Source organism: Streptomyces sp. NPDC048623 (assembly GCF_040650755.1).
Classification (GTDB): domain Bacteria; phylum Actinomycetota; class Actinomycetes; order Streptomycetales; family Streptomycetaceae; genus Streptomyces.
Map to the genome: position 1 here is coordinate 116733 of NZ_JBEZHV010000002.1, position 26180 is coordinate 142912.

Sequence of the window (26180 nt, forward strand, 5' to 3'; positions counted from 1 at the left end):
ACTCCCCTTTCGGTACGTTCCCAGGCTCCCGTCCGTCCGCCGCGGTTTCGTCGTCGGCAGTGACGAACCGCGCCTACATCCTTCGGCGGAGGGACGGCTCGGCCCGGACGAGGACGCCGGGGCCGTACCCACCGTGTTGGATGGGGACGTGCGCCTCCCCCGCCTCCCCCGTCCCCCTCGCGACGACCTGCTGATCGCCCTCGCCGGACTGGTCGGCGGCCTGATCCTGTGGTCCTTCGGCCTGTACGTGAACGCCGACCGTGTCGTCGAGGCGCGCTGGGCCACGCTGGTGCCGCTGACGGTGATGTCGGCGATGGAGGCCCTGCGGCGCACCGCCCCGCGCACCGCGCTGCTCGTCGGCACCGCGGCCATCGCGGCGGACCAGTTCACCAACGGCAATCTCGCCACCGTGCTGATGTTCACGGACGTGGTCTACGCGTCGGTGGTGTACGGCCCGCCCGCCTCGGCCCGGCGCATCCCGTACACCACGGGCCTGATCACCGTGGGGATCACGGTGGGGCTGCTGATCTGGTGGCAGAACGCGGTCGCCCTGCTCGTCGGCGTGCTCTCCGGCATGATCTCCTTCCTGCCGGCCGTCACCGGGGCCATCGTGCGCAACCACCGCCAGGCCGCCGACGCGGCCCGCCTCCGGGCCGAGCAGACCGCGCTGCTCGCCGAGATGGACCGGGCGCAGGCGGTGACCGCCGAGCGGAGCCGGATGGCGCGGGAGCTGCACGACATGGTCGCCAACCATCTGTCGGCCATCGCGATCCACTCCACGGCCGCGCTCTCGCTCGACGACGCGGCCACCACCCGGCAGGCGCTGACCGTGATCCGGGAGAACAGCGTGGCGGGACTGGCGGAGATGCGGCGGCTCATCGGGCTGCTCCGGGACAGCAGTGGGGACGCCGAGCCGGCCGCCGCGCCGACGCTGGCCGGTCTGGAGGCGCTGCTCGCGCAGGCCAGGACCAACGGGGAGTCCAGCGGGCTCGCCTTCACCCTGGAGGACACCCGCCCGGAGGGCGGCGAGCCGCTGCCGGCACCGGTCGAGCTGGCGGCGTACCGGATCGTGCAGGAGTCGCTGACCAACGCCCTCAAGCACGCGGCCCCGGGCACGGTCGCCGTGTTCCTGGCGCGCGACGCGCGAGCGCTCACGGTACGGGTGACCAGCCCGTTCGGGGACCGTCCTGGGCCGCGGGCGCCGGGGTCGGGGGCCGGGCTCGTGGGCATGCGCGAGCGGGTGGCGCTGCTCGGCGGGGAGTTCGAGGCGGGTCCGGTGCCCGCCGCGGACGGGACGAAGACCTGGCAGGTACGGGCGGTGCTGCCCGCGGAGGAGAGGACACCGGACGCATGACGGACACAGGCGGTACGGGTGAGGCCCGGGCGAGCGGAGCCCGGGTGATCCGGGTCGTGGTCGCCGAGGACCAGAGCGCGGTGCGCGCCGGGCTGGTCCTGATCCTGGGCAGCGCGCCCGACATCGAGGTGGTCGGCGAGGCCGCGGACGGCGAGCGGGCCGTGGAGCTCGCCCGGGAGCTGCGTCCGGACCTGGTCCTCATGGATGTGCAGATGCCGAAGCTGGACGGGGTGGCGGCGACCCGGCAGGTGGTGGCCGAGGGCCTGGCGGACGTCCTGGTGCTCACCACCTTCGACCTCGACGAGTACGTGTTCGGGGCGCTGCGCGCGGGCGCCTCCGGCTTCCTGCTGAAGAACACCGACGCCAAGGACCTGATCGGGGCGGTGCGGACGGTGGCGCGTGGGGAGGGGCTGATCGCCCCGGCGGTGACCCGGCGGCTCATCGCCGAGTTCGCCGCGCCGAGCCGCCCGGTCCGGGTGCCGGGCGGCACCGATCCGGCGGTCGTGGACCGGCTGACCCCGCGCGAGCGGGAGGTCCTCGCGGCGCTCGGCGCGGGACTGCCGAACGCGGAGATCGCGGTGCGGCTCGACATGGCGGAAGCCACGGTGAAGACGCACGTCAGCAAGGTGCTCGGGAAGCTGGAGCTGCGCAGCCGGGTCCAAGCCGCCGTGCTCGCACAGGAGTTGGGGATCTGAGAGAACGCGTTCCGACCCAATTCCAGCTTTGGTCTGGACCTCTTGACGGCTGGTCCAGACCTTTCTACGCTCGCGGGGCGCGCGCACCTTCACGGACCACCCACGGACCACCCCCACCCGAGACCGTCCGCACCTTGAGGAGCACCGTTGAGCACTCAAGCACCGACGCGCAGAGCAGGGTTGAGACGCCGGGCCGCCGCCGGCCTCACCGCCCTCGTCCTGCCCCTCGCCGCCATGATCGGCCTGGCGGCCCCCGCCGAGGCCGCCACCTCCGCGACCGCCACGTATCAGAAGACCCAGGACTGGGGCACCGGCTTCGAGGGCAAGTGGACGGTGAAGAACACCGGCACCACGACCCTCTCCTCCTGGACCGTCGAGTGGGACTTCCCCTCGGGCACCGCGGTCACGTCCGCCTGGGACGCCACCGTCACCAGCTCCGGCACCCACTGGACCGCCAAGAACGTCGGCTGGAACGGCACCCTCGCCCCCGGCGCCACCATCTCCTTCGGCTTCAACGGCACCGGCTCCGGCTCCCCGTCCGGCTGCAAGGTCAACGGCGGCTCCTGCGACGGCTCCGGCGGCCAGCCCGGCGACACCGCGCCGTCCGCCCCCGGCACCCCGGTCGCCTCCAACATCACCGACACCTCGGTGAAGCTCACCTGGACCGCGGCCACCGACGACCACGGCATCAAGAACTACGACGTCAAGCGGGACGGCGCCACGATCGCCACCGTCACCGGCCTGACGTACACGAACACGGGCCTGACCGCCGGCACCGACTACAGCTACACGGTCGTCGCCCGCGACACCATCGACCAGACCGGTCCGGCCAGCGGCGCCACCCCGGTCCGCACCACCGGCGGCGGAGGCGGCACCCCGCCCCCGAACGTGGTGAAGATGGGCTACTTCACCAACTGGGGCGTCTACGGGCGCAACTACCACGTGAAGAACATCGTGACCTCGGGCTCCGCGTCCAAGATCACCCACATCAACTACGCCTTCGGCAACGTCACCAACGGCCGGTGCGCCATCGGCGACTCGTACGCGGACTACGACAAGGCGTACACCGCCGACCAGTCCGTCGACGGCGTGGCCGACACCTGGGACCAGCCGCTGCGCGGCAACTTCAACCAGCTGCGCAAGCTGAAGAAGGCCTACCCGAACATCAAGGTCATCTGGTCCTTCGGCGGCTGGACCTGGTCCGGCGGCTTCGGCCAGGCCGTCCAGAACCCGACCGCCTTCGCGCAGTCCTGCTACGACCTGGTGGAGGACCCGCGCTGGGCCGATGTCTTCGACGGCATCGACCTGGACTGGGAGTACCCCAACGCCTGCGGTCTGTCCTGTGACACCAGCGGCCCGGCCGCCTTCAAGAACATGATGCAGGCCATGCGCGCCAAGTTCGGCGCCAACGGCATCGTCACCGCGGCCGTCACGGCCGACGCCTCCACCGGCGGCAAGATCGACGCCACCGACTACGCGGGCGCCGCCCAGTACATGAACTGGTTCAACGTGATGACGTACGACTTCTTCGGCGCCTGGGCGGCGCAGGGCCCGACGGCCCCGCACTCCCCGCTCACCTCGTACGCCGGCATCCCGCAGCAGGGCTTCAACTCCGCCGAGGCGATCGCCAAGTACAAGGCCAAGGGAGTCCCGGCGAACAAGCTGCTGCTCGGCATCGGCTTCTACGGGCGCGGCTGGACCGGCGTCACCCAGGACGCCCCCGGCGGCACCGCCACGGGCCCGGCCGCCGGCACGTACGAGCAGGGCATCGAGGACTACAAGGTCCTCAAGAACTCCTGCCCTGCCACCGGCACCGTCGCCGGCACCGCCTACGCCCACTGCGGCACCAACTGGTGGAGCTACGACACCCCCGCCACCGTCAACTCCAAGATGAGCTGGGCCAAGAACCAGGGCCTCGGCGGCGCGTTCTTCTGGGAGTTCAGCGGCGACAGCAGCAACGGCGAGCTCGTCGGCGCCATCAACACCGGTCTGAACTAGGCGCCTGAGCCAGGCGCCTGAGCTGGGCACTTCTCCGGACGATCCGGTGGGGCCCGCCGCCCAGCAGGGCGACGGCCCCCCGGTATCCGTCCACCGCGTCGAGACCGAGGTCGTACAGCCGCACCGGCGGGTGCGGCTGTACGCCGTTCCGTACGCCGTCCCGGCCGTCCCAGCCGAGCAGCGCCGCCGGCCGGCCGGGGGCGGCCACCGTCAGACGCGCGGGATCCACCCGCAGCCCCTCCCCCGTCGCCTTCAGGACCGCCTCCTTGCGCACCCAGTACGTGGTGAACGCGGCGGCCCGCTCCGGCTCCGGCACCTCGTCGTACGCCGCCCGCTCGGCCGGCGAGAGCACCGGCAGCGGCAGCTCGCCGGACGCCTCCGGGACCCGCTCCACGTCCACGCCCACCGGGGCGTCCGGGGACAGCGCGACCGCGACCAGCTCACCCGAGTGGGACAGCGAGAACTCCAGCGCGGCGTCGTCCAGGTACGGCTTGCCGTGCGGCCCCTTGGCGAAGGACAGCGAGGCGGGCTCGCGGCCGAGCACCTCGCCCAGGACCGTACGCAGCAGGGCGTGCGCGGTCACGTACTGGGCGCGCACGCGCTCCCCGGTGAGCGACTCGTACACCCGTCGCTCCCCGGCGTCGAGGAGCGCCGCCAGGTCCTCGGACAGGGCCTCCTCGGACACGGAAACGGCCCGGGCGGTCCACACGTGGCACTCACCGGGCCGTACGAAGTCTCTGGGCACCGAGTCTGTCGATTCAGGCGACATTGACCCTCTGGCCGGGCGGCGCCGCCTCCAGCCAGGCCAGGAAGCCGGTCAGGGCGTCCTCGCTCATCGCCAGCTCAAGACGGGTGCCGTGCACCCGGCAGCCCTGGATCACGGAGTCCGAGAGCAGTGCCAGCTCCTCCTCGCCCTCCGGCATCCGGCGCTCCAGGACCTCGATGGCCGAGCGCTCCATGACGTGCTTGGGGCGGGGCGCGTACGAGAAGACCCGGAACCAGGCGATCTCGTCACCGCTGTAGCGGGCGACCCCGTAGGACCAGCCCTTGCCCGTACGGTCCGGGGTCTCGGGGACGGGCCGGCGCAGCGAACAGTCGAAGGTGCCGCCGGCACGCTGGATCAGCCTGCGGCGCAAGCCGAAGACGAAGAGCCCGATCACCAGCAGTGCGACGACCAGGCCGCACACGAGCAGAGCGAGGAACATCTTCACCGACCTCCTCGCTGCGTCCCGTGACCGGCGGAACCGGCCTGACCGAATACGACCTGCATATGCATCGCCTCAGCCGCGGCACGGTCCGGAACATTCCCTTCGGAATGTCCAGCCGTGCCGCGGCTGAGGTCTGGGCTCTCGGCGCGGTCCGCTAGCGGACCGCTACCGCGCGCAGCCGGACCTCGGCGCGCCGCTCGGCGGCGGCGTCCTCCTCGGCCTTCGCGCGCTCCAGCGCGCGCTCGGCACGCTGGGCGTCGATCTCGTCCGCCAGTTCGGCGATCTCCGCGAGCAGAGACAGCTTGTCATCGGCGAAGGAGATGAAACCGCCGTGGGCGGCGGCGACGATCGTGCCGCCCTCGCTCGTACGGATCGTCACCGGGCCCGACTCCAGCACACCGAGCAGCGGCTGGTGGCCGGGCATGACGCCGATGTCGCCGGAGGTGGTACGCGCGATGACCAGGGTGGCCTCGCCGGACCAGACACTCCGGTCCGCGGCGACCAGCTCGACGTGCAGCTCAGCAGCCAAGGGTGGCTCCTCGGGTCACCACCCGGCGGTGCTGCCGGGTGTTGGGGTCAATTCTAATGGGCGTGGAGAGGGGGGCGGGACCAGTCCCGCCCCCCTCAGGCGAGCACGGGGCTCAGGAGACGCCGAGCTCCTTGGCGTTGTTCTTGAGGTCCTCAAGACCACCGCACATGAAGAACGCCTGCTCCGGGAAGTGGTCGAACTCACCGTCGCAGATCGCGTTGAACGCGGCGATCGACTCGTCGAGCGGAACGTCCGAACCGTCCACACCGGTGAACTGCTTGGCGGCGTGGGTGTTCTGCGACAGGAAGCGCTCGACGCGACGGGCGCGGTGGACGACGAGCTTGTCCTCCTCGCTCAGCTCGTCGATACCGAGGATCGCGATGATGTCCTGGAGGTCCTTGTACTTCTGCAGGATTCCCTTGACGCGCGTGGCGGCGTCGTAGTGGTCCTGCGCGATGTAGCGCGGGTCCAGGATCCGGGACGTGGAGTCCAGCGGGTCCACGGCCGGGTAGATGCCCTTCTCGGAGATCGGACGGGAGAGAACCGTCGTCGCGTCGAGGTGGGCGAAGGTGGTCGCCGGCGCCGGGTCGGTGAGGTCGTCGGCGGGGACGTAGATCGCCTGCATCGAGGTGATCGAGTGACCACGGGTCGAGGTGATGCGCTCCTGGAGGAGACCCATCTCGTCGGCCAGGTTCGGCTGGTAACCCACCGCGGAGGGCATACGGCCGAGCAGGGTCGACACCTCGGAACCGGCCTGCGTGAAGCGGAAGATGTTGTCGATGAAGAACAGCACGTCCTGCTTCTGCACATCGCGGAAGTACTCCGCCATGGTCAGACCGGCGAGGGCCACACGGAGACGGGTGCCCGGGGGCTCGTCCATCTGGCCGAAGACAAGGGCGGTCTTGTCGAGGACGCCCGAGTCCTCCATCTCCGCGATGAGGTCGTTGCCCTCACGCGTGCGCTCACCGACACCGGCGAACACGGAAACACCCTCGTGCAGCTTCGCCACACGCATGATCATTTCCTGGATCAGAACGGTCTTGCCGACACCGGCACCACCGAACAGACCGATCTTTCCACCCTTGACGTACGGGGTGAGAAGGTCGACGACCTTCAGGCCGGTCTCGAACATCTCGGTCTTCGACTCGAGCTGGTCGAACGCCGGGGCCTTGCGGTGGATGGACCAGCGCTCGCCGACCTCGGACTCGGCCTCGGGCTCGTTCAGGATCTGACCCAGCGTGTTGAACACGCGGCCCTTGGTGACGTCGCCGACGGGCACGGTGATGCCGTCGCCGGTGTCCACCACGGGGGCCTGGCGGACCAGACCGTCGGTGGGCTGCATCGAGATGGTGCGGACGATGCCGTCACCGAGGTGCTGCGCGACCTCGAGGGTCAGCGTCTTCTTCGCGCCCTCCTCGGCCGGGTCGGCGACCTCGACGTGCAGGGCGTTGTAGATCTCCGGCATCGCGTCGACGGGGAACTCCACGTCGACGACCGGGCCGATGACCCGGGCGACGCGGCCCGTGGCGGCGGCCGTCTCAACAGTGGTCGTCATTACTTGTCACTCCCCGCGGTCGCGTCGGCCAGGGCTGCGGTGCCACCGACGATCTCGCTGATTTCCTGGGTGATTTCGGCCTGGCGGGCCGCGTTGGCAAGTCGGGAGAGGTTGTTGATCAAGTCTCCCGCGTTGTCGGTGGCCGACTTCATCGCGCGGCGCGTGGCGGCGTGCTTGGAAGCAGCCGACTGGAGCAGCGCGTTGTAGATCCGGCTCTCGACGTAGCGCGGCAGCAGGGCGTCGAGGACGTCCTCCGCCGACGGCTCGAAGTCGTACAGCGGTCGGAGGGTGTCCGGCTCGCCGGCCTCCTTCGCCACCTCGTCGAGGCTGAGGGGCAGCAGCCGGGCCTCGATCGCCGTCTGAGTCATCATCGAGACGAACTCGGTGTAGATGATGTGGAGTTCGTCCACACCGCCCTCGGCCGTGTCCTTCTCGATCGCCTCGATCAGCGGTACCGCGATCTTCTTGGCGTCCGCGTACGTGGGCTCGTCCGTGAAGCCGGTCCACGTGTCGGCCAGCTTCCGCTCACGGAAGTTGAAGTGCGCGACGCCACGGCGGCCGACCACGTAGATGTCGACCTCCTTGCCCTCGCCCTCCAGCTTCTTGATGAGCCGCTCCGCCGCCTTGATGGCGTTGGAGTTGAAGGCACCGGCCAGACCGCGGTCGCTCGAGAGGAGCAGGACCGCGGCGCGGCTCGGGTTCTCCGCCTCGGTGGTCAGCGCGTGCTTGTCGTTCGCACCCGTGGCCACCGCGGTGACCGCGCGGGTCAGCTCGGTCGCGTACGGAGTCGACGCCTGCACCTTGCGCTGCGCCTTGACGACACGCGAGGCGGCGATCATCTCCATCGCCTTGGTGATCTTCTTCGTCGCGGTGACGGATTTGATGCGACGCTTGTAGACCCGGAGCTGCGCTCCCATGAGTCAGGTCCCTTCCGTCGTCACTTCGAGACGTTGACGGCGGAGGCGTCGTCGCCGAGCAGCTTGCCGTCAGAGGTCTCGAACTGCTTCTTGAACTCCGCGATGGCGTCGGCGACGGCCGTCAGGGTGTCGTCCGACATCTTCTTGCCCTCGCGGATGGAGGTCATGAGACCGGAGTGGCTCTGGCGGAGGTACGCCAGGAGCTCGGCCTCGAAGCGACGGATGTCGGCGACCGGGACGTCGTCCATCTTGCCGGTGGTGCCGGCCCAGACGGAGACGACCTGGTTCTCGGTCGGCATCGGCTGGTACTGAGCCTGCTTGAGCAGCTCGACCATGCGCTGACCGCGCTCCAGCGACGCCTTCGACGCGGCGTCCAGGTCGGAACCGAAGGCGGCGAAGGCCTCCAGCTCACGGAACTGGGCCAGGTCCACGCGGAGGCGGCCGGCGATCTGCTTCATGGCCGGGTGCTGGGCGGAGCCACCGACTCGGGAGACCGAGATACCGACGTTCAGGGCCGGACGCTGGCCGGCGTTGAACAGGTCGGACTCCAGGAAGCACTGGCCGTCGGTGATGGAGATGACGTTGGTCGGGATGAACGCCGAGACGTCGTTGGCCTTGGTCTCGACGATCGGCAGACCGGTCATCGAACCGGCACCGAGCTCGTCCGAGAGCTTGGCGCAGCGCTCGAGGAGACGCGAGTGCAGGTAGAAGACGTCACCCGGGTAGGCCTCACGGCCCGGCGGGCGGCGCAGCAGCAGCGACACGGCGCGGTAGGCGTCGGCCTGCTTCGACAGGTCGTCGAAGACGATCAGGACGTGCTTGCCCTGGTACATCCAGTGCTGACCGATGGCGGAACCGGTGTACGGCGCCAGGTACTTGAAGCCGGCCGGGTCGGACGCCGGGGCGGCGACGATCGTCGTGTACTCGAGCGCGCCGGCCTCTTCGAGGGCGCCGCGGACGGACGCGATGGTCGAGCCCTTCTGGCCGACGGCGACGTAGATGCAGCGGACCTGCTTGTTCACGTCGCCCGAGCGCCAGTTGTCACGCTGGTTGATGATCGTGTCGACGCACAGCGCGGTCTTGCCGGTCTGACGGTCACCGATGATCAGCTGACGCTGGCCACGGCCGACCGGGGTCATGGCGTCGACGGCCTTGTAGCCGGTCTCCATCGGCTCGTGGACCGACTTACGGGCCATCACGCCGGGGGCCTGCAGCTCGAGGGCGCGGCGGCCCTCGGTCTCGATCTCGCCGAGACCGTCGATCGGGTTGCCGAGCGGGTCGACGACGCGACCCAGGTATCCCTCACCGACACCGACGGAGAGGACCTCGCCGGTGCGCTGCACCGACTGTCCCTCCTCGATGCCGCTGAACTCGCCGAGGACGATCGCACCGATCTCGCGCTCTTCGAGGTTCAGCGCGAGACCGAGGGTCCCGTCCTCGAACTTCAGCAGCTCGTTCGCCATGGCGGAGGGAAGACCCTCCACCTTGGCGATGCCGTCGCCGGCCAGGCTGACCGTGCCGACCTCCTCGCGCGAGGCCGCGTCCGGCTGGTACGACTGGACGAAGGTCTCCAGCGCGTCCCGGATCTCCTCCGGCCGGATCGTGAGCTCCGCCATCTGGGTTCCCTGCTCTCCTTGTTGGGCCCGAAGTTTCTTAAGGGGTCTGGGGGCCGACCCCCAGGAACTTCTGCAATCTCTGCACGGCCCAACCGGGCCGCTGGTGATGCTGTGTTGCTTTTCTGCTGTGGTGGCTGCGGTCAGCCGGCCAGGCGACGGGTCGCCTCGCCGAGGCGCTCCGCGATGGTGCCGTCGATGACCTCGTCGCCGACGCGCACCGCGATCCCGCCGAGGACCCCGGGGTCCACGTCCAGGTTCAGGTGCATCGGCCGGCCGTACAGCTTGGCGAGGACGGCGCCGAGGCGCGTCTTCTGCTGGTCGGTCAGCGGCACCGCCGTGGTGACGACGGCGACCATGCGGTCCCGGCGCGCCGCGGCGAGCTTGGACAGGGACTCGAGGCCCGCTTCCAGGCTACGTCCCCGCGGCTGGGTCACCAGCCGGACGACCAGGCGCTCGGTCACGGCGTTGGCCTTGCCGCCGAGCAGGCTGCGGAGCAGCTCGCCCTTGGCGGAGGCCGTGGCGGTCTTGTCCGTCAGCGCCGAGCGGAGCTCGGGGCTGGAGGAGACGATCCGGCCGAACCGGAACAGCTCGTCCTCGACGTCGTCGAGGGCGCCCGCCTTCTGGGCGGCGGTGAGGTCGGCGGTGTTCGCCAGCTCCTCGAGACCGTCGACCAGGTCGCGCGACTGCGACCAGCGGGAGCGGACCATCCCGGAGACCAGGTCGACGGCGGGGCCGTCCACCTGACCCGACAGGAGGCGCTGCGCGAGCTCGGCCTTGGCCTCGCCCGCCTGCGCCGGGTCGGTCAGGACCCGACGCAGCGACACCTCACGGTCGAACAGCGCCGTGACGGCCGCCAGCTCGCCCGCCAGCTTGCCGGCGTCGACCGACGTGTTGTCGGTCAGCGCGTCGAGGGCCTCGCGTGCGGTGCCCAGTGCCTCGCGGCTCGCTCCGTTCATCGGACGGCCTCGGCCTTCTCCTCGAGCTCGTCGAGGAACCGGTCGATGGTGCGGCTCTGGCGGGCGTGGTCCTCGAGGGACTCGCCGACCAGCTTCGCGGCCAGGTCGGTGGCGAGCTTGCCGACGTCCTGACGCAGCGCGGCGGACGCGGCCTTGCGGTCGGCCTCGATCTGGGTGTGGCCGGCCGCGATGATCTCCTCGCGCTGGCGCTGGCCTTCCGCCTTCATCTCCTGGATGATCGCGGTGCCCTGCTCCGTCGCCTCCTGGCGGAGACGCGCGGCTTCGTGGCGGGCCTCGGCGAGCTGGGCCTTGTACTGCTCCAGCACACTCTGAGCCTCGATCTGGGCCGATTCGGCCTTCTCGATGCCACCCTCGATGGCCTCGCGGCGCTCGTCCAGAACCTTGTTGATGTTCGGGAGGAGCTTCTTGGCGAGGAAGCCGAAGACGATGACGAAGGCGATCAGGCCGATGACGAGCTCATCGAGATGCGGGATGAGCGGAGGCTGGGGCTCCGCCGCTTCCGCAAGAAGCAGAGCGTTCACATCAGTGCCTTCCGTAAAAAGAATCGGGCAGTCGGTCCGGCTTACTGGTAGACGAAGCCCATGACGATGCCGATGAGGGCGAGCGCCTCACAGAAGGCGAAGCCCATGATCTGGTTGGTGCGGATCAGGCCGGCCGCCTCGGGCTGGCGGGCGAGGGCCTGGGTGCCGTTACCGAAGATGATGCCGACGCCGACGCCGGGGCCGATGGCCGCGAGGCCGTAGCCGATGGAGGCGACGTTACCGACGACGTTCTCCTTGGCACCGGCGGCAAGGTTGATCATGTCGAGAGCAGCGGACATGCCGTTACTTCCTTCTCTTTCAATGACCCGGTGGGGGTTGGCCACCGGACGACTGCTGGTTTCGGGGTGGGTCTACGGGCCCGGGGCGGGGCTCAGTGGTGCTCGGAGAGCGCGCCCTGGACGTAGCTGCAGGCCAGGAGGACGAAGACGTACGCCTGGACGGCCTGGATGAAGAGCTCGAAAGCGGTCATCACGATGACCATCACGAACGAGGCGCCGGCGTAGACGAAGCCGATGCCGTTCATGAGGTACCAGGTGGCCAGCGAGAACATCACGATCAGCAGGTGACCGGCGAACATGTTCGCGAACAGTCGGACCGCGTGCGTGAAGGGCCGGATGATCAGGTTCGAGAAGAACTCGAGCAGCATGATCAGCGGGAGGATCGCGCCGAGCGACTTGTCGTAGCCGGTGATGTTCTTCCAGCCGCCGACGAAGCCGTGCTTCTTGAAGGTCAGCGAGACCCAGACCACGTACACGATCAGCGCGAGGGCCGCCGGGAAGGCGATCAGCGACGTGACCGGGAACTGGGCCAGCGGGATGATGGACCAGAGGTTCATGATCCATACGAAGAAGAACAGCGAGACCATGAACGGCACGTACTTCTGGCCGTCCTTCTTGCCGATGATCTCGTAGACGATGCCGCGGCGGACGAAGTCGTAACCGGCCTCGCCGACCATCTGCATCTTGCCGGGGATCAGCTTCGGCTTGTTGAACGCGGCCCAGAAGAAGCCGACGACCACGATCGAACCCAGGATGGCGAGCAGCATCGGCTTGGTGAACTCGAAGCTGCCCACGGTGAAGATGGGCTCGTACATGAACGTGTGCAGCCCCGGCGCCGGGAAGCCACATCCAGAGAAGATGTGGCAATCCGGGTCGAAGGCAAGCGTCTGGTCAGCACTCACCGCGGGCTCCTTCAGCGTGGCGCATAGGTACGGCAACCTCGTTGTGTCGGCGCGGCACGCAGCCGCGGGTCGGCACTGGACTGGTCTTACGGATAAGGGGGCGGCGGTTCGGCATCGAGCCTCGCGCTGGGACAGGCGCCGCTTCGGATGCCCGCGCCCGCAGTGCCGCAGTTGGCACCGGACGATAGCAGGAAGCCGAACGGCTCTTTATCCCGGCCCTACCCTTCACGACTTCGGCCCCGAATTGTCGGGGTCGACATACGTGATCTTGGCCTTCATGTAGGCCCGGGCCTGGGCGGCGACCCACACGATGGTGGTGGCGAGCAGCGTGAAGGCGAAAGCCTTGAAGTCGAACGCGGACGTCCCCTTCAGCAGCGCCAGGAAGATGAACAGCACCAGCAGTTGGGCCACGTACAGCATGAGGCCCATGGCTTGGAACAGATGCGGGAACTTCTTCGCCGTCCGCTGCAGAACCAGCTGCCCGATCCCCATGAAGACGAGGACCACCGCGGTGCCGACGACGGCGCCGAGCGCACCCTTGCCACCGGCGACCACACCGCTGATCACCGTGGCGATGACGCCTACGGCGGCGGTGGGCACTGCGGTGTGCAGCAGGATGCGTGCGTCGTTGGACGGCATGGCGGTGTCTCCGCTTGCTGGTGGGGGCGATGGTGTCGTCAGGGACGAGCGTAGGCCCGGTCCGAGGTGTGTCTCGGGGCCAACAGACCGTCGCACTACGGTCTTTCGGCACTGTCGCCGGGTCTCGTGAACCGTATCACAAACTATTTGAATAGGTCTTTACCCGTAGGTGTGCCAACTCTCACACGTGAGAGTGAAGGTGCGCGTGTGTGCACCGCGACAGGGGTGAAGTGTCTGGTATTGGCCGCGAATGCGGCTTTCGTCAACCGCGCGCTCCGGCCTTACTCCGGTCGGAGAAGCGCGAACGGTGACCGATGGCGGTCGCGCCGTTGACGCCGGCCGGCACGGGCTCGCGCTCGGGCTCGACCTCGACGTCAGCCGGCTCGGCCTCGCCGAGGGCCGCCTCCGCCGCCTCCGCCGCCTCCGCCGCCTCCAGCAGGTGCCGGCGCCGCCGGTAGCGCGGCGGGACCATCGCCTCGGCCCAGCGCGGGGCGCGCGGGGTGAAGCGGGGCAGCAGGAGCAGCACCAGACCGACCGCGCTCAGGAAGACGACCGAGAGGACGATCCACATCGAGGTCGAGTGCACCGAGTAGGCCAGCGTGCCGAAGGCGATGAGCGCCGACCAGAAGTACATGATCAGCACCGCGCGGCTGTGCGAGTGCCCGATCTCCAGAAGCCGGTGGTGCAGGTGCCCGCGGTCGGCCGCGAACGGCGACTGGCCCTTCCACGTACGGCGCACGATCGCGAGCACCAGGTCGGCCATCGGGATCGCGATGATGGTCAGCGGCAGCACCAGCGGGATGAAGACCGGCAGGGCCGCGTGCGTCGCGGCCTTCGCCGAACCCTCGAAGATCCGCAGCGCGTCCGGGTCGACCTGGCCCGTGATGGAGATGGCCGAGGCGGCCAGGATCAGGCCGATCAGCATCGATCCCGAGTCGCCCATGAAGATCCGCGCCGGGTGCATGTTGTGCGGCAGGAAGCCCAGGCACATGCCCATCAGGATCGCGGCGAAGAGCGTCGCGGGGGCGGCCGCCTCGATGCCGTAGCTGAACCAGATCCGGTACGCGTACAGGAAGAACGCGGCGGCGGCGATGCACACCATGCCGGCGGCGAGGCCGTCGAGACCGTCGACGAAGTTCACGGCGTTGATGGTGAGGACGACCAGGGCGACGGTCAGGAGCGTGCCCTGCCACTGGGTCAGCGCGACCGTGCCGACACCCGGGATCGGCAGCCACAGGATCGTCAGACCCTGCATGACCATCACGCCCGCGGAGATCATCTGCGCGCCGAGCTTGATCAGCGCGTCCAGCTCGAACTTGTCGTCGAGGACGCCGATCAGCCAGATCAGGGCGGCGCCGGAGAGCAGCGCGCGGGGCTCGTTGGACAGCTCGAAGACGCTGTTGAGGTTCTGCAGATGGTCCGCGACGAGCAGCCCCGCGCACAGTCCGAAGAACATGGCGATGCCGCCGAGCCGCGGAGTCGGTTCTCGGTGCACGTCGCGGGCGCGGATCTCCGGCATCGCGCCGGTCGCGATGGCGAACTTGCGCACCGGACCGGTCAGCAGATAGGTCACCGCGGCCGTGACACAGAGCGTCAGCAGGTAATCACGCACGGGCTGCCCCACAGGAATCGCTGGCCATCTCAGCCCCACACCCTAGCCGGGCCGTCCCCATGGTTGAGGACACACGGGTACCGCGGACGGTTGCGGTGACGACATCTTTACCGGCCATACGGGGGAAATCGCCCCGTGAGTGCGCGTACATCCGCGCGTACCCTCGCCGTCTCCTCCGCGTCATCGCGCAGCGCGGCAGTGAACAGTGCGGCAATTTCCGCCATCTGCGGCGACCCCATGCCCTGGGTGGTGACGGCGGCCGTGCCGAGCCGGATGCCGCGCCCGTCGCCGTACGGCAGCGCACAGGTGTCGAGCACGATGCCGGCGGCGGCGAGCCGGGCTCGGGCGGTGCGCCCGTCGATGCCGAGGGGGGCCGGGTCGGCGGTGATGAGGTGGGTGTCGGTGCCGCCGGTGGTCAGCGCGAAGCCCTCCGCGCCGAGCGCGGCCGCGAGCACCCGGGCGTGCTTCACCACCTGATGGGCGTAGGTGGTGAAGGCCGGGGTGGAGGCCTCGCCGAAGGCGACCGCCTTGGCGGCGATGGTGTGCATCTGCGCGCCGCCCTGGGAGAACGGGAACACCGCCCGGTCCACCCGCTCGGCCAGCTCGCCCCCGCACAGCAGCAGCCCGCCGCGCGGGCCGCGCAGCACCTTGTGGGTGGTGCCGCAGACGATGTCGGCGTACGGCACGGGGCTGGGCGCCGCGCCGCCGGCGATCAGGCCGAGGGGGTGGGCGGCGTCGGCGATCAGATAGGCCCCCACCTCGTCGGCGATGGCGCGGAAGAGGGCGTAGTCGAGGTGCCGGGGGTAGGAGATGGACCCGCACACGATCGCCTTGGGGCGGTGGTGGCGGGCGAGGGCGGCGACCTGCTCGTAGTCGACGAGCCCGGTCTCGGCGTCGACGCCGTACGGGACGAAGTCGAACCAGCGGCCGGAGAAGTTCGCGGGCGAGCCGTGCGTGAGGTGCCCGCCGTACGCGAGCCCCATCGCGAGCACGGTGTCGCCGGGGCGGAGGAGGGCGGCGTAGGCGGCGAGCACGGCGGAGGAGCCGGAGTGCGGCTGTACGTTGGCGTGCTCGGCCCCGAAGAGCGCCTTGGCGCGGTCGATCGCGATCCGCTCGACGGCGTCGACGTACTCGCAGCCGCCGTGGTAGCGGGCGCCGGGGTAACCCTCGGCGTACTTGTTGGAGAGCTGCGAGCCGAGCGCGGCGAGCACGGCGGGCGAGGTGAAGTTCTCCGCGGCGATCAGCTGCAGACCGTCCCCCTGCCGCCGCACCTCCCCCAGCAGCACGTCGGCGACCTCGGGATCCTGGCGGCGCAGCACGTCGAGCTCGTGCTCGGCGTCGGGTGGAGCGGTGACCGGCATGGCGCACTCCGGGCGTGATGGGGGACCTGAAACCCCACTCTAGGCACCTGAACCCCACCCCCGCCCCCGGAACTGCTCCAACGGCCGCCAGAGCCCTGTGAGGGCCCCTTCAGCGGCGGGCCCTGACCCCCGTCAGGGCCGTCACCACCGGATCCAGCGCCTGGTTGATCTCGTCGCCGATCGAGCGGAAGAACGTGATCGGGGCGCCGTACGGGTCGTTCACCTCGTCCGCCTCCGCCGACGGGGCCAGAAGCCACCCGCGTAGAGCGGCGGCCGCACGGACCAGGGCGCGGGCGCGGTCGACCGTGCCGTGGCCGTCGCGCGGGTCCGGCAGGGTCGCCGGGTCTATCGCGCGGACGAGGCGGGTGAACTCCTTCAGGGTGAAGGTGCGCAGGCCCGCCGAGTGGCCCATCGAGATGACCTGCGCGCGGTGGTCGCGGGTCGCGGTGAGGACCAGGTCGGCGCGGATCACGTGCTCGTCGAGGAGCTCGCGGCCCGTGAAGCCGCTGAAGTCCGCGCCGAAGTCCGCGAGGACCTGCTCCGCGTTGCTCTCCATCGGGGCGCCCTCGTGCCCCCAGGTGCCCGCGCTCTCCACGATCAGGCCGCCGCCCATGGGGTCGCCGAGCCGGTCGATCAGGGCATGGCGGGTCAGCCGCTCGGTGATCGGCGAGCGGCAGACGTTGCCGGTGCTGACGTGGAGGATGCGGAAGGTCGTGCCGTCGTGCTCGTGCCCCGCTATGCCACGCCCCTCAGGGGCGGTCAACTGGCCACCTCGAGGTCGGGTACCACCTTCCGGAGCTCCGCCTCCGACAGCGCGCCCTCGCGCAGCAGCACCGGCACCTTGCCCGTGACGTCCACGATGGACGACGGCACGTTGCCGGGGGTCGGACCGCCGTCGAGGTAGACGGAGACGGAGTCGCCGAGCATGTTCTGCGCCGCGTCGCAGTCCTCCGGCGCCGGGTGGCCGGTGATGTTCGCCGAGGAGACCGCCATCGGGCCGACCTCCGTGAGCAGTTCGATCGCGACCGGGTGCAGCGGCATCCGGATCGCGACCGTGCCGCGGGTGTCGCCGAGGTCCCACTGGAGCGACGGCTGGTGCTTGGCGACCAGCGTCAGCGCCCCCGGCCAGAACGCGTCGACGAGCTCCCAGGCCATCTCCGAGAAGTCCGTGACCAGGCCGTGGAGGGTGTTCGGGGAGCCGATGAGCACGGGCACGGGCATGTTGCGGCCGCGGCCCTTGGCGGCGAGGAGGTCCGCGACGGGCTCCGAGCCGAAGGCGTCCGCCCCGATCCCGTAGACGGTGTCGGTGGGCAGCACGACCAGCTCGCCCCGGCGTACGGCGGACGCGGCCTCACGCAGACCCGTCGCCCGGTCCGTCGCCTCGTTGCAGTCGTATCGCCGAGCCATCAGTCCCGCTCCTCCTCGTACACGTCGTGCGTCTGCGTCTGCCTGGTCATGGGGTCGCCTTGCGGGCGGTCGCGAAGCGCGGCCGGTTGTTCAGGTCCGGGTGGTCGGCGGCGTCCGCCCAGCCGGCCTCCTCGTTGAAGATCCACGGCACCTGGCCGCCCTGGGTGTCCGCGTGCTCGATGACCACCAGTCCCCCGGGCCGCAGCAGCCGGTGCGCGGTGCGCTCGATGCCGCGGATGGTGTCGAGGCCGTCCTCGCCGGAGAAGAGGGCCATCTCCGGGTCGTGGTCGCGGGCCTCGGGGGCCACGTACTCCCACTCGGTGAGCGGGATGTACGGCGGGTTGGAGATGACCAGGTCGACCTGCCCGTTCAGCTCCGGCAGCGCGGTCAGCGCGTCGCCCTCGTGCAGCACGACGCGCGAACCGTCGATGTTCTTGCGGGTCCACACCAGCGCGTCCTCGGACAGCTCCACCGCGTGCACGCGCGAGCGCGGCACCTCCTGGGCGAGCGCGAGCGCGATCGCGCCGGAGCCGGTGCACAGGTCGACGATCAGCGGTTCGACGACGTCCATGGCCCGTACGGCGTCTATGGCCCAGCCGACCACGGACTCGGTCTCGGGGCGCGGCACGAAGACGCCGGGGCCGACCTGGAGCTCCAGATAGCGGAAGAACGCGCGGCCGGTGATGTGCTGGAGCGGCTCGCGCGCCTCGCGGCGGGCGATCGCCTCCCAGTAGCGGGCGTCGAAGTCCGCGTCCTTGACGTTGTGCAGCTCCCCCCGCTTCACGCCGTGCACGAACGCGGCGAGCTCCTCGGCGTCGAAACGCGGTGAGGGAACGCCGGCGTCGGCCAGCCGCTGGGTGGCCTGGGCCACCTCGGCAAGCAGCAGGTTCACGCTGGTCCTCCGTGGTGCGGGTCCGTGGTGCGGGTGGGGCTCAACAGGTGGTGCGCGGCCTTACGCCGCCGCCAGCTTGGCGGCGGAGTCGGCGTCGACGCAGGCCTGGATGACCGGGTCCAGTTCGCCGTCGAGCACCTGGTCAAGGTTGTACGCCTTGAAGCCGACGCGGTGGTCCGAGATGCGGTTCTCCGGGAAGTTGTACGTACGGATCTTCTCGGAGCGGTCGACGGTGCGGACCTGACTGCGGCGGGCGTCGGCGGCCTCGGCCTCGGCCTTCTCCTGCGCGGCGGCGAGCAGCCGGGAGCGCAGGATGCGCATGGCCTGCTCCTTGTTCTGGAGCTGGCTCTTCTCGTTCTGGCAGGAGGCGACGATGCCGGTCGGCAGGTGCGTGATGCGGACGGCGGAGTCGGTGGTGTTGACCGACTGGCCGCCGGGGCCCGACGAGCGGTAGACGTCGATGCGCAGGTCGTTGGCGTGGATCTCGACGTCAACCTCCTCGGCCTCCGGCGTGACGAGCACACCGGCCGCGGAGGTGTGGATACGGCCGGCCGACTCGGTGGCGGGCACGCGCTGCACGCGGTGCACCCCGCCCTCGTACTTCAGCCGCGCCCAGACGCCCTGGCCGGGCTCGGTGGCCCCGTTGCCGCCCTTGGTCTTCACGGCGACCTGGACGTCCTTGTAGCCGCCGAGCTCGGACTCGGTGGAGTCGATGATCTCGGTCTTCCAGCCGATGCGCTCGGCGTAGCGCAGGTACATCCGGAGCAGGTCTCCGGCGAACAGGGCGGACTCGTCGCCGCCCGCGCCGGCCTTGATCTCCAGGATGACGTCCTTGTCGTCGCTGGGGTCGCGCGGAACGAGGAGCAGGCGGAGCTTCTCGGTGAGCTCCTCGCGCTGCTTCTCCAGCTCCTTGACCTCGGCGGCGAACTCGGGGTCCTCGTGCATCAGCTCGCGGGCCGTCTCGATGTCGTCACCGGTCTGCTTCCAGGAGAGATAGGTGGCGACGATCGGGGTCAGCTCGGCGTACCGCTTGTTCAGCTTGCGCGCGTTGGCCTGGTCGGCGTGGACCGAAGGATCGGCGAGCTGCTTCTCGAGGTCGGCACGTTCGCCGACCAGTTCCTCGACCGCCTCGAACATCGGGGGCTCCTGGTTTTCGTCAGTTGCTACGGGGACGGCAAAGCGCCGGTCCCGGCCGCCCCGCGCAGGGGCAGCCGAAGACCGGCGCTGTGGCTCGCTACTTCTTGGCGGAGCCGGCAGCCTTGCCGAAGCGGGCCTCGAAGCGGGCGACGCGGCCGCCGGTGTCGAGGATCTTCTGCTTGCCCGTGTAGAACGGGTGGCACTCGGAGCAGACCTCGGCACGGATGGTGCCCTCGGTGAGGGTGCTACGGGTGGTGAACGACGCGCCACAGGTGCAGCTGACCTGGGTCTCGACGTACTCGGGGTGGATCTCGCGCTTCAAGGTGTCTCCTAGTTCCGGGAGGGCTCCGGGTCGCCCGTGCGGGATGCACATGCGTGAACCGGGGCCGACGTACCAGTCTGCCAGGACCGGCCGCATCTCCCAAAACCGGGGTCGGTGCGGAACTATTCCCGGCAGGTTTCCCGCCGCTGTTTCACGAGGCCGGCTTCACGAGGCCGCCGCCGTTTCACGAGGCCGGCGCTATTTCACGAGGCCGGCGGCCAGGCCGGTGGCGGCGTCCTTCGTGGCCGAGGCCGGGATCGGCCGCTCCGCCTTGAGCGCCGCCCAGACCTGCTTCCCCTGGGCCTCCAGGGGCACCACGCGGTTGGGGTCGCGGGGGTCGTACTCCACCGGCAGCGTGATCATGTGGACGTCGTCGGCGCCGAGCCCCGACAGACCCTTGGCGAAGCCCATCAGCTCGTTGACGGAGTCGAGTTCGGAGTCCGGCGTGATGGCCTTGGTGGCGGTGTCGGCGACGTCGAAGAGCTTCTTCGGGTTCGAGAACACGCCGACGCTCTTCACCTGCTCGATGAAGGCCTTCATGAAGGCCTGCTGGAGCTGGATGCGGCCGAGGTCGCTGCCGTCGCCGACGCTCTTGCGGGTGCGGACCAGGCCGAGGGACTGCTCGCCGTCGAGGGTGTGCGTGCCCGGGGCGAGGTCGAGATGGCTCTTGGAGTCCTTGATGGCCTTGGTCGTGGTGATCTCGACGCCGCCGAGCTTGTCGATGAGCTTCTTGAAGCCGGTGAAGTCGACCTCGATGTAGCGGTCCATGCGGATGCCGGACATGGCCTCGACGGTCTTCACGGCGCAGGCGGGGCCGCCGACCTCGTACGCCGTGTTGAACATGGCGCGCCGCTCGGCGGGGACGGTGGTGCCGTCGCCGGCGGTGCAGGACGGGCGGGTGATCAGGGTGTCGCGCGGGATGGAGACGACGGAGGCCTTCTTGTGGCCCTCGTAGACGTGTACGACCATCGCGGTGTCGGAGCGGGCGCCGCCCTCGTCCCTGCCGTACGCGCCGTTGGCGCCGGAGCGGGAGTCGGAGCCGAGGACGAGGATGTCCATCGAGCCGTTGTCGACGTTCTGGGGCCGGTCCTTGCCGAGGGCGCTGTTGATGTCGACGCCCTTGAGGTTGCCGTTGAGCTTGACGTAGACGTAACCGAGTCCGGAGCCGCCGGCGAGGACGAGCACGGCGGCGCCCCACGCGGCGAGGACCGCGGCGCGGCGGCCCTTGGCGGGCGGCTTGCGCCGGCGGCCCCGGGTGCCTATTCGGCCGTTCGTCTTCTGCTCGCTCATCGTCTTCCCTCAGCCCTATGGTTCACCTTGTGTGACGGCAAAGCACCCGAAAGGGTTGCATGGGAGCCTGTGGGGTTTGGATCGGCGACGGCCCGTAACGCGACTGCGCCCACCGAGCGGGGCTCGGCGGGCGCAGTCGTTTCCGCAGGTCACGGCGAGGTTACGAGGTCAGTGCTCGCTTTCGCCGCTGTGACCGACGTCTCGGCGTCAGTCGTTGCCGCCGCCGGGCGTCGTCTTCTGGATCTGCAGCAGGAACTCGGCGTTCGACTTCGTCTGCTTGAGCTTGTCGAGCAGCAGCTCGATCGCCTGCTGCTGGTCGAGCGCGTGCAGCACCCGGCGCAGCTTCCAGGTGATGGAGAGCTCCTCGCTGCCGAGCAGGATCTCCTCCTTGCGCGTACCCGAGGCGTCGACGTCGACGGCCGGGAAGATGCGCTTGTCGGCGAGCTTCCGGTCGAGCTTGAGCTCCATGTTGCCGGTGCCCTTGAACTCCTCGAAGATCACCTCGTCCATGCGCGAGCCGGTGTCGACGAGCGCGGTGGCCAGGATGGTCAGCGAGCCGCCGTCCTCGATGTTGCGCGCGGCACCGAAGAAGCGCTTCGGCGGGTAGAGCGCGGTCGAGTCGACACCACCGGACAGGATGCGGCCGGAGGCGGGCGCCGCGAGGTTGTACGCGCGGCCCAGGCGGGTGATGGAGTCGAGCAGGACGACCACGTCGTGACCCAGCTCCACCAGGCGCTTGGCGCGCTCGATGGCCAGCTCGGCGACCGTGGTGTGGTCCTCGGCCGGGCGGTCGAAGGTCGAGGAGATGACCTCGCCCTTGACCGACCGCTGCATGTCGGTGACCTCTTCCGGACGCTCGTCGACGAGGACGACCATCAGGTGGCACTCGGGGTTGTTGTGGGTGATCGCGTTGGCGATCGCCTGCATGATCATGGTCTTGCCGGTCTTCGGCGGGGCCACGATCAGACCGCGCTGGCCCTTGCCGATCGGCGACACGAGGTCGATGATCCGCGTGGTCAGCACACCCGGGTCGGTCTCCAGGCGGAGGCGGTCCTGCGGGTAGAGCGGGGTGAGCTTGGTGAACTCGGGGCGGCCGCGGCCGGACTCCGGCGCCATGCCGTTGACCGAGTCGAGGCGCACGAGCGCGTTGAACTTCTCGCGGCGCTCGCCCTCCTTCGGCTGGCGCACGGCACCGGTGACGTGGTCGCCCTTGCGCAGACCGCTCTTGCGGACCTGGGCGAGGGACACGTACACGTCGTTCGGGCCGGGCAGGTAGCCGGAGGTCCGGATGAACGCGTAGTTGTCGAGGATGTCCAGGATGCCCGCGACGGGGATCAGGACGTCGTCGTCGGAGACCTGCGGCTCGCCGGTCGCGAAGTCGTCACGCCCACGGCGCCCGCGGCGGTCGCGGTAGCGGCCGCGACGGCCACGCCGGCCGCCCTCGAAGTCGTCGTCGTCCTGCGGGCCACCGGCCTGCTGGCCGCCGCCCTGCTGGCCCTGGCCCTGGCCCTGCTGACCGCCCTGGCCCTGACCCTGACGCCGGCTCTGGCCGCCCTGGCCACCGCCCTGCTGGTCGTCGCCCTTGCGGTCGCGCTGGCGGTCCCGGCGGTCGCGGCGGTCACCGCGCTCGCCCCGCTCACCGCGGTCGCGGCGGCCACGGCCCTCGGCGCCGTCCACGGCGGCCTCGGCCTTGGCGTCCGTACGGTCCTGCGTCTCGGTCCTGGCCTCGGCGCGCGTCTCGGTCTTGACGGCCTGCGCGGTCTCGGTCTTCGCCTCGGTCTTGACCTCGGCGCCGTCCGGCGAACCGGCCGGGGCGGTGGCGCGACGGCGGCGGCGCTCGCCGGCCGGGGCCTCGCCCGCCGGCTGACCCGGGATCTCGATCTGCTGCTGGGCGGCGGCGTCGCTCTGCTCGGCCTTCTCGGCCTTGGGCGCGGCGGTCTCGGCAGCGGTCTCGGGCGTACGGGCCTTGGAGGCGGCGCGGCGCTTCGGCTTGGTCTCGGCGGCGTCGCCGGACGTGGCGGGCGCGGCGGAGCCGGCGGCCGAGCCCCCGGCCTGCGCCTCCTTGATGACCTCGATCAGCTGGCTCTTGCGCATCCGCGCGGTGCCCCTGATGCCGAGGCCGGACGCGACCTGCTGCAGCTCGGCCAGGACCATGCCCTCGAGGCCGGTGCCGGAGCGGCGGCGCCGTGCGGTGCTGCCGGTGGCAGCACCTGCGGCGGGCGCGGCGGTGTCGACACTGTTGTCGGCAGTCACGCCCATCAGATCGGTGGTGTCGCTCACGAAGGGTCCTTCCCTGGAGCGGACGTCGGCCATCTGGCTCGGCGACCGGTTGTGCTGTCCGGCAGCGGCCCTGCTTGGTGGACCGTGTCGGGGCGGTGGTCCCGCCGGGTGCGGCGGAAGAGAGAAAACGTGCTGTGGGCCCGGCCCGAGCGCCCCCTGCTCGGCCCTCGACGAGAAAGAGCGAGGGGTGTCGTGCCGGTTCCGGAGCGTGCTCGAAACTGCTCAGGCAGGCTGCTCAGGCAGTGGAGGAGGCTCCCGGAAGACTCAGTGGTCCCGGATGGGGACACTCAGCACCGCGTCTCGATAACGTCGGGTGCAGACTTGAGGTTAACACTACCGGCTCCAACAAACATTCCCCCTCTCCGTCACCGGCAATCCCGTGTCCGCGCGATTCGGCTCGGGAATCGCGCGGCGGGGTCCGTCAGGGCGCGAGCGGCAGCACGCTCGCACCGGGCATGTCGAGCTCGAGCCGGTTGGCGGCCCAGCCCTCGCCCGCAAGCAGGGCGACCTTGTCGGCCGTCCCGGGTTCGGCCAGCGCGAGCACCGTGGGGCCCGCACCGGAGATGACCGCGGGCACTCCGTCCGCCCGCAGCCGGTTCACAAGGGCGATGCTCTCGGGCATCGCGGGGGCCCGGTACTCCTGGTGCAGCCGGTCCTCGGTCGCCGCGAGCAGCAGTTCGGGGCGGCGGGTGAGGGCCTCGACGAGGAGGGCGGCGCGGCCGGCGTTGGCGGCGGCGTCCACGTGCGGGACGGTGCGCGGGAGCAGCCCGCGGGCGGTCTCGGTGAGCACCGGCTTCCCGGGGACGAAAACCACCGGAACGATGGAATCGGAGGGTTCCATCCTGATCGCCCGGGCGGCACCGGCCTCGGTCCAGGCGAGGGTGAATCCGCCGAGCAGACAGGCGGCGACGTTGTCGGGGTGGCCCTCGATCTCGGTGGCGAGTTCGAGCAGCGCCGTCTCGTCGAGGCGGGTGTCGCCGCCTATCGTCACGGCGCGGGCGGCAACGATGCCGGCGCAGATGGCGGCGGAGGAGGAGCCGAGGCCGCGGCCGTGCGGGATGCGGTTGGCGCAGACCACCTCAAGACCGCGCGGCTGCCCGCCGAGCAGGTCGAAGGCCGTGCGCAGGGAGCGTACGAGCAGGTGGCTCTCGTCGCGGGGAAGGGTGTCGGCACCCTCGCCGGCGATGTCGATGTGCAGCCCGGAGTCGGCGACCCGGACGACGACGTCGTCGTAGAGCCCCAGCGACAGGCCGAAGGCGTCGAAGCCCGGGCCGAGATTGGCGCTGGTGGCGGGAACGCGCACCCTTACGGCGGCGGCGCGGAACGCGGGACCGGCCATCGCTCGATGACTCTCCTTGACGTGCGAGGTGACTCGAAGGAAGTACGAGAACCCGGGGGCCGTACGCGCCTCACGGGCGACGACGGCGGCAACACCGCAGCTGCGGCGGGGCGGGTTCGATACAGCCTATCGAAGGAAGGTTCTGTGGCGACATAGGGCGCACAGGAGGCGCACGATGCGTGTCGCGCGCCAACCTGTGCGCCTATGTAGGTTCCTGATCGGGTTTGACCCTTGATCAGGAACCTATGAGTACTGCTTTCAGGCCAGACCGAGGCGCTGGGCGGCGACCGCGGCGTCGACCGGGACGGTCACCGGCTGCGGGGCGCCGGCGACGGCCCAGTCGGGGTCCTTGAGGCCGTTGCCCGTGACCGTACAGACGATGGTCTGGCCCGGGTCGACCTTGCCCTGCGCGGCGGCCTTGAGCAGACCGGCCACCGAGGCGGCCGAGGCGGGCTCGACGAACACACCCTCCTGCGCGGCCAACAGGCGGTACGCCTGCAGGATCTCGCGGTCCGTCACCTCGTCGATGAAGCCGCCCGACTCGTCGCGCGCGGCGATCGCGTAGTCCCACGAGGCCGGGTTGCCGATGCGGATCGCGGTGGCGATGGTCGACGGGTCCTTGACGACCTCGCCGCGGACGAGCGGCGCGGAGCCGGAGGCCTGGAAGCCCCACATGCGCGGGCGGTGGGTGGACATGGCGTCGGCGGCGTACTCGGTGTACCCCTTCCAGTACGCCGTGATGTTGCCGGCGTTGCCCACCGGGAGCACATGGATGTCGGGGGCGTCCCCGAGCATGTCCACGATCTCGAAGGCGGCGGTCTTCTGCCCCTCGATACGCACCGGGTTGACCGAATTGACCAGTGCGACCGGGTAGTTGTCGGACAGCGCGCGGGCCAGGTCGAGACAGTCGTCGAAGTTGCCGTCGACCTGGAGGATCTTCGCGCCGTGCACGAGGGCCTGGCCCATCTTGCCGAGCGCGATCTTGCCCTGCGGGACGAGCACGGCGGAGACCATCCCGGCGCGCACCGCGTACGCGGCGGCGGAGGCCGAGGTGTTGCCGGTGGACGCGCAGATGACGGCCTGCGCGCCGGCCTCCTTGGCCTTCGAGATGGCCATGGTCATGCCGCGGTCCTTGAAGGAACCGGTGGGGTTGGCGCCCTCGACCTTGAGGTGCACCTCGCAGCCCGTGCGCTCGGAGAGGACCTGAGCGGGGACGAGCGGCGTGCCGCCCTCACGGAGCGTGACGACCGGCGTCGTGTCCGTGACCGGAAGGCGGTCCCGGTACTCCTCGATGATGCCGCGCCACTGATGGGTGCCCTTGTGGGTCATG

Annotated in this window: 25 protein-coding genes; 3 read left to right on the plus strand and 22 right to left on the minus strand. The window is 70.2% G+C overall.

From position 1 onward, the window contains the following. The first annotated feature begins 148 nt into the window (after positions 1 to 148). The 3 genes from AB0C73_RS03545 to AB0C73_RS03555 all read left to right on the plus strand — a co-directional run bounded on the left by AB0C73_RS03545 (position 149) and on the right by AB0C73_RS03555 (position 4047). Positions 149 to 1354: a histidine kinase gene (locus AB0C73_RS03545; protein ID WP_362524058.1), complete on the plus strand. Its 1206-nt coding sequence runs from the start codon at positions 149 to 151 to the stop codon at positions 1352 to 1354. Further along, positions 1351 to 2049, plus strand: a complete 699-nt coding sequence (locus tag AB0C73_RS03550) for a response regulator transcription factor (protein ID WP_362524060.1) — start codon at positions 1351 to 1353, stop codon at positions 2047 to 2049. The genes AB0C73_RS03545 and AB0C73_RS03550 overlap by 4 nt, the downstream gene beginning before the upstream one ends. 234 nt (positions 2050 to 2283) lie before the next feature. Beyond that, on the plus strand, positions 2284 to 4047 hold the full coding sequence (locus AB0C73_RS03555; protein ID WP_362524704.1) for a glycoside hydrolase family 18 chitinase: 1764 nt from the start codon (positions 2284 to 2286) through the stop codon (positions 4045 to 4047). Here the strand turns inward: AB0C73_RS03555 and AB0C73_RS03560 are convergent. The 22 genes from AB0C73_RS03560 to thrC form a co-directional block, all read right to left on the minus strand. Beyond that, on the minus strand, positions 4028 to 4732 hold the full coding sequence (locus tag AB0C73_RS03560) for a 4'-phosphopantetheinyl transferase superfamily protein (RefSeq protein ID WP_362524063.1): 705 nt from the start codon (positions 4730 to 4732) through the stop codon (positions 4028 to 4030). The genes AB0C73_RS03555 and AB0C73_RS03560 overlap by 20 nt on opposite strands. Positions 4733 to 4805: 73 nt before the next feature. Further along, a complete protein-coding gene (locus tag AB0C73_RS03565; RefSeq protein ID WP_362524065.1) occupies positions 4806 to 5252 on the minus strand; it encodes a DUF2550 domain-containing protein in 447 nt (148 codons plus the stop codon). A 157-nt stretch (positions 5253 to 5409) separates the two neighbouring features. Continuing rightward, complete coding sequence (locus AB0C73_RS03570) at positions 5410 to 5784, minus strand: F0F1 ATP synthase subunit epsilon (RefSeq protein WP_362524068.1); 375 nt, start codon at positions 5782 to 5784, stop codon at positions 5410 to 5412. A gap of 112 nt (positions 5785 to 5896) precedes the next feature. After that, positions 5897 to 7339 (minus strand): F0F1 ATP synthase subunit beta, encoded by a 1443-nt coding sequence (atpD, locus tag AB0C73_RS03575; protein WP_265868509.1) that lies wholly within the window; start codon positions 7337 to 7339, stop codon positions 5897 to 5899. Next, on the minus strand, positions 7339 to 8256 hold the full coding sequence (locus tag AB0C73_RS03580) for a F0F1 ATP synthase subunit gamma (protein ID WP_362524070.1): 918 nt from the start codon (positions 8254 to 8256) through the stop codon (positions 7339 to 7341). The genes atpD and AB0C73_RS03580 overlap by 1 nt, the downstream gene beginning before the upstream one ends. 20 nt (positions 8257 to 8276) lie before the next feature. Then, positions 8277 to 9872 carry a F0F1 ATP synthase subunit alpha gene (atpA, locus tag AB0C73_RS03585; RefSeq protein WP_362524073.1) on the minus strand — a complete coding sequence of 532 codons (1596 nt, stop codon included), beginning with the start codon at positions 9870 to 9872 and terminating at the stop codon, positions 8277 to 8279. Between the two features lie 140 nt (positions 9873 to 10012). After that, the gene (locus tag AB0C73_RS03590) at positions 10013 to 10828 is read right to left on the minus strand and encodes a F0F1 ATP synthase subunit delta (RefSeq protein WP_362524075.1); all 816 of its coding nucleotides are present in this window, start codon (positions 10826 to 10828) and stop codon (positions 10013 to 10015) included. Further along, positions 10825 to 11370, minus strand: a complete 546-nt coding sequence (locus tag AB0C73_RS03595) for a F0F1 ATP synthase subunit B (protein WP_362524077.1) — start codon at positions 11368 to 11370, stop codon at positions 10825 to 10827. The genes AB0C73_RS03590 and AB0C73_RS03595 overlap by 4 nt, the downstream gene beginning before the upstream one ends. Positions 11371 to 11411: 41 nt before the next feature. Continuing rightward, on the minus strand, positions 11412 to 11669 hold the full coding sequence (gene atpE / locus AB0C73_RS03600) for an ATP synthase F0 subunit C (RefSeq protein ID WP_362524079.1): 258 nt from the start codon (positions 11667 to 11669) through the stop codon (positions 11412 to 11414). A 92-nt stretch (positions 11670 to 11761) separates the two neighbouring features. Beyond that, positions 11762 to 12571 carry a F0F1 ATP synthase subunit A gene (gene atpB, locus AB0C73_RS03605; protein ID WP_362524081.1) on the minus strand — a complete coding sequence of 270 codons (810 nt, stop codon included), beginning with the start codon at positions 12569 to 12571 and terminating at the stop codon, positions 11762 to 11764. Between the two features lie 225 nt (positions 12572 to 12796). Next, a complete protein-coding gene (locus AB0C73_RS03610; protein WP_362524084.1) occupies positions 12797 to 13210 on the minus strand; it encodes a hypothetical protein in 414 nt (137 codons plus the stop codon). Positions 13211 to 13472: 262 nt separating this feature from the next. Further along, a complete protein-coding gene (locus AB0C73_RS03615) occupies positions 13473 to 14822 on the minus strand; it encodes an MraY family glycosyltransferase (RefSeq protein WP_362524086.1) in 1350 nt (449 codons plus the stop codon). A gap of 107 nt (positions 14823 to 14929) precedes the next feature. Then, positions 14930 to 16183, minus strand: coding sequence for a serine hydroxymethyltransferase (gene glyA / locus AB0C73_RS03620; RefSeq protein WP_362524088.1), 1254 nt, complete (start codon positions 16181 to 16183; stop codon positions 14930 to 14932). Positions 16184 to 16292: 109 nt separating this feature from the next. Next, positions 16293 to 16946 (minus strand): protein-tyrosine-phosphatase, encoded by a 654-nt coding sequence (locus tag AB0C73_RS03625; RefSeq protein WP_362524089.1) that lies wholly within the window; start codon positions 16944 to 16946, stop codon positions 16293 to 16295. After that, positions 16943 to 17590 (minus strand): L-threonylcarbamoyladenylate synthase, encoded by a 648-nt coding sequence (locus AB0C73_RS03630; RefSeq protein ID WP_362524092.1) that lies wholly within the window; start codon positions 17588 to 17590, stop codon positions 16943 to 16945. The genes AB0C73_RS03625 and AB0C73_RS03630 overlap by 4 nt, the downstream gene beginning before the upstream one ends. A 46-nt stretch (positions 17591 to 17636) precedes the next feature. Then, positions 17637 to 18482 carry a peptide chain release factor N(5)-glutamine methyltransferase gene (prmC, locus tag AB0C73_RS03635; RefSeq protein ID WP_362524095.1) on the minus strand — a complete coding sequence of 282 codons (846 nt, stop codon included), beginning with the start codon at positions 18480 to 18482 and terminating at the stop codon, positions 17637 to 17639. 60 nt (positions 18483 to 18542) lie between these two features. Then, complete coding sequence (gene prfA / locus AB0C73_RS03640) at positions 18543 to 19619, minus strand: peptide chain release factor 1 (RefSeq protein WP_362524097.1); 1077 nt, start codon at positions 19617 to 19619, stop codon at positions 18543 to 18545. A 97-nt stretch (positions 19620 to 19716) separates the two neighbouring features. After that, a complete protein-coding gene (rpmE, locus tag AB0C73_RS03645; protein WP_030761597.1) occupies positions 19717 to 19941 on the minus strand; it encodes a 50S ribosomal protein L31 in 225 nt (74 codons plus the stop codon). Between the two features lie 198 nt (positions 19942 to 20139). Next, positions 20140 to 21231 (minus strand): LCP family protein, encoded by a 1092-nt coding sequence (locus AB0C73_RS03650; protein WP_362524100.1) that lies wholly within the window; start codon positions 21229 to 21231, stop codon positions 20140 to 20142. Positions 21232 to 21438: 207 nt separating this feature from the next. Next, positions 21439 to 23511: a transcription termination factor Rho gene (gene rho, locus AB0C73_RS03655; protein WP_362524103.1), complete on the minus strand. Its 2073-nt coding sequence runs from the start codon at positions 23509 to 23511 to the stop codon at positions 21439 to 21441. A 421-nt stretch (positions 23512 to 23932) separates the two neighbouring features. Then, on the minus strand, positions 23933 to 24850 hold the full coding sequence (gene thrB / locus AB0C73_RS03660; RefSeq protein ID WP_362524106.1) for a homoserine kinase: 918 nt from the start codon (positions 24848 to 24850) through the stop codon (positions 23933 to 23935). A 258-nt stretch (positions 24851 to 25108) separates the two neighbouring features. Further along, on the minus strand, positions 25109 to 26179 hold the full coding sequence (gene thrC / locus AB0C73_RS03665; RefSeq protein WP_362524108.1) for a threonine synthase: 1071 nt from the start codon (positions 26177 to 26179) through the stop codon (positions 25109 to 25111). Position 26180 lies beyond the last annotated feature (1 nt).

Bases quoted from the DNA above. Each gene is read 5' to 3' on its own strand.
- AB0C73_RS03550 (WP_362524060.1), top strand. From the start codon at position 1,351: ATGACGGACACAGGCGGTACGGGTGAGGCCCGGGCGAGCGGAGCCCGG.
- AB0C73_RS03555 (WP_362524704.1), top strand. From the start codon at position 2,284: ATGATCGGCCTGGCGGCCCCCGCCGAGGCCGCCACCTCCGCGACCGCC.
- AB0C73_RS03565 (WP_362524065.1), bottom strand. From the start codon at position 5,252: ATGTTCCTCGCTCTGCTCGTGTGCGGCCTGGTCGTCGCACTGCTGGTG.
- atpD (WP_265868509.1), bottom strand. From the start codon at position 7,339: ATGACGACCACTGTTGAGACGGCCGCCGCCACGGGCCGCGTCGCCCGG.
- AB0C73_RS03580 (WP_362524070.1), bottom strand. From the start codon at position 8,256: ATGGGAGCGCAGCTCCGGGTCTACAAGCGTCGCATCAAATCCGTCACC.
- atpA (WP_362524073.1), bottom strand. From the start codon at position 9,872: ATGGCGGAGCTCACGATCCGGCCGGAGGAGATCCGGGACGCGCTGGAG.
- AB0C73_RS03590 (WP_362524075.1), bottom strand. From the start codon at position 10,828: ATGAACGGAGCGAGCCGCGAGGCACTGGGCACCGCACGCGAGGCCCTC.
- atpE (WP_362524079.1), bottom strand. From the start codon at position 11,669: ATGTCCGCTGCTCTCGACATGATCAACCTTGCCGCCGGTGCCAAGGAG.
- AB0C73_RS03610 (WP_362524084.1), bottom strand. From the start codon at position 13,210: ATGCCGTCCAACGACGCACGCATCCTGCTGCACACCGCAGTGCCCACC.
- glyA (WP_362524088.1), bottom strand. From the start codon at position 16,183: ATGCCGGTCACCGCTCCACCCGACGCCGAGCACGAGCTCGACGTGCTG.
- AB0C73_RS03630 (WP_362524092.1), bottom strand. From the start codon at position 17,590: ATGGCTCGGCGATACGACTGCAACGAGGCGACGGACCGGGCGACGGGT.
- prfA (WP_362524097.1), bottom strand. From the start codon at position 19,619: ATGTTCGAGGCGGTCGAGGAACTGGTCGGCGAACGTGCCGACCTCGAG.
- AB0C73_RS03650 (WP_362524100.1), bottom strand. From the start codon at position 21,231: ATGAGCGAGCAGAAGACGAACGGCCGAATAGGCACCCGGGGCCGCCGG.
- thrB (WP_362524106.1), bottom strand. From the start codon at position 24,850: ATGGCCGGTCCCGCGTTCCGCGCCGCCGCCGTAAGGGTGCGCGTTCCC.
- thrC (WP_362524108.1), bottom strand. From the start codon at position 26,179: ATGACCCACAAGGGCACCCATCAGTGGCGCGGCATCATCGAGGAGTAC.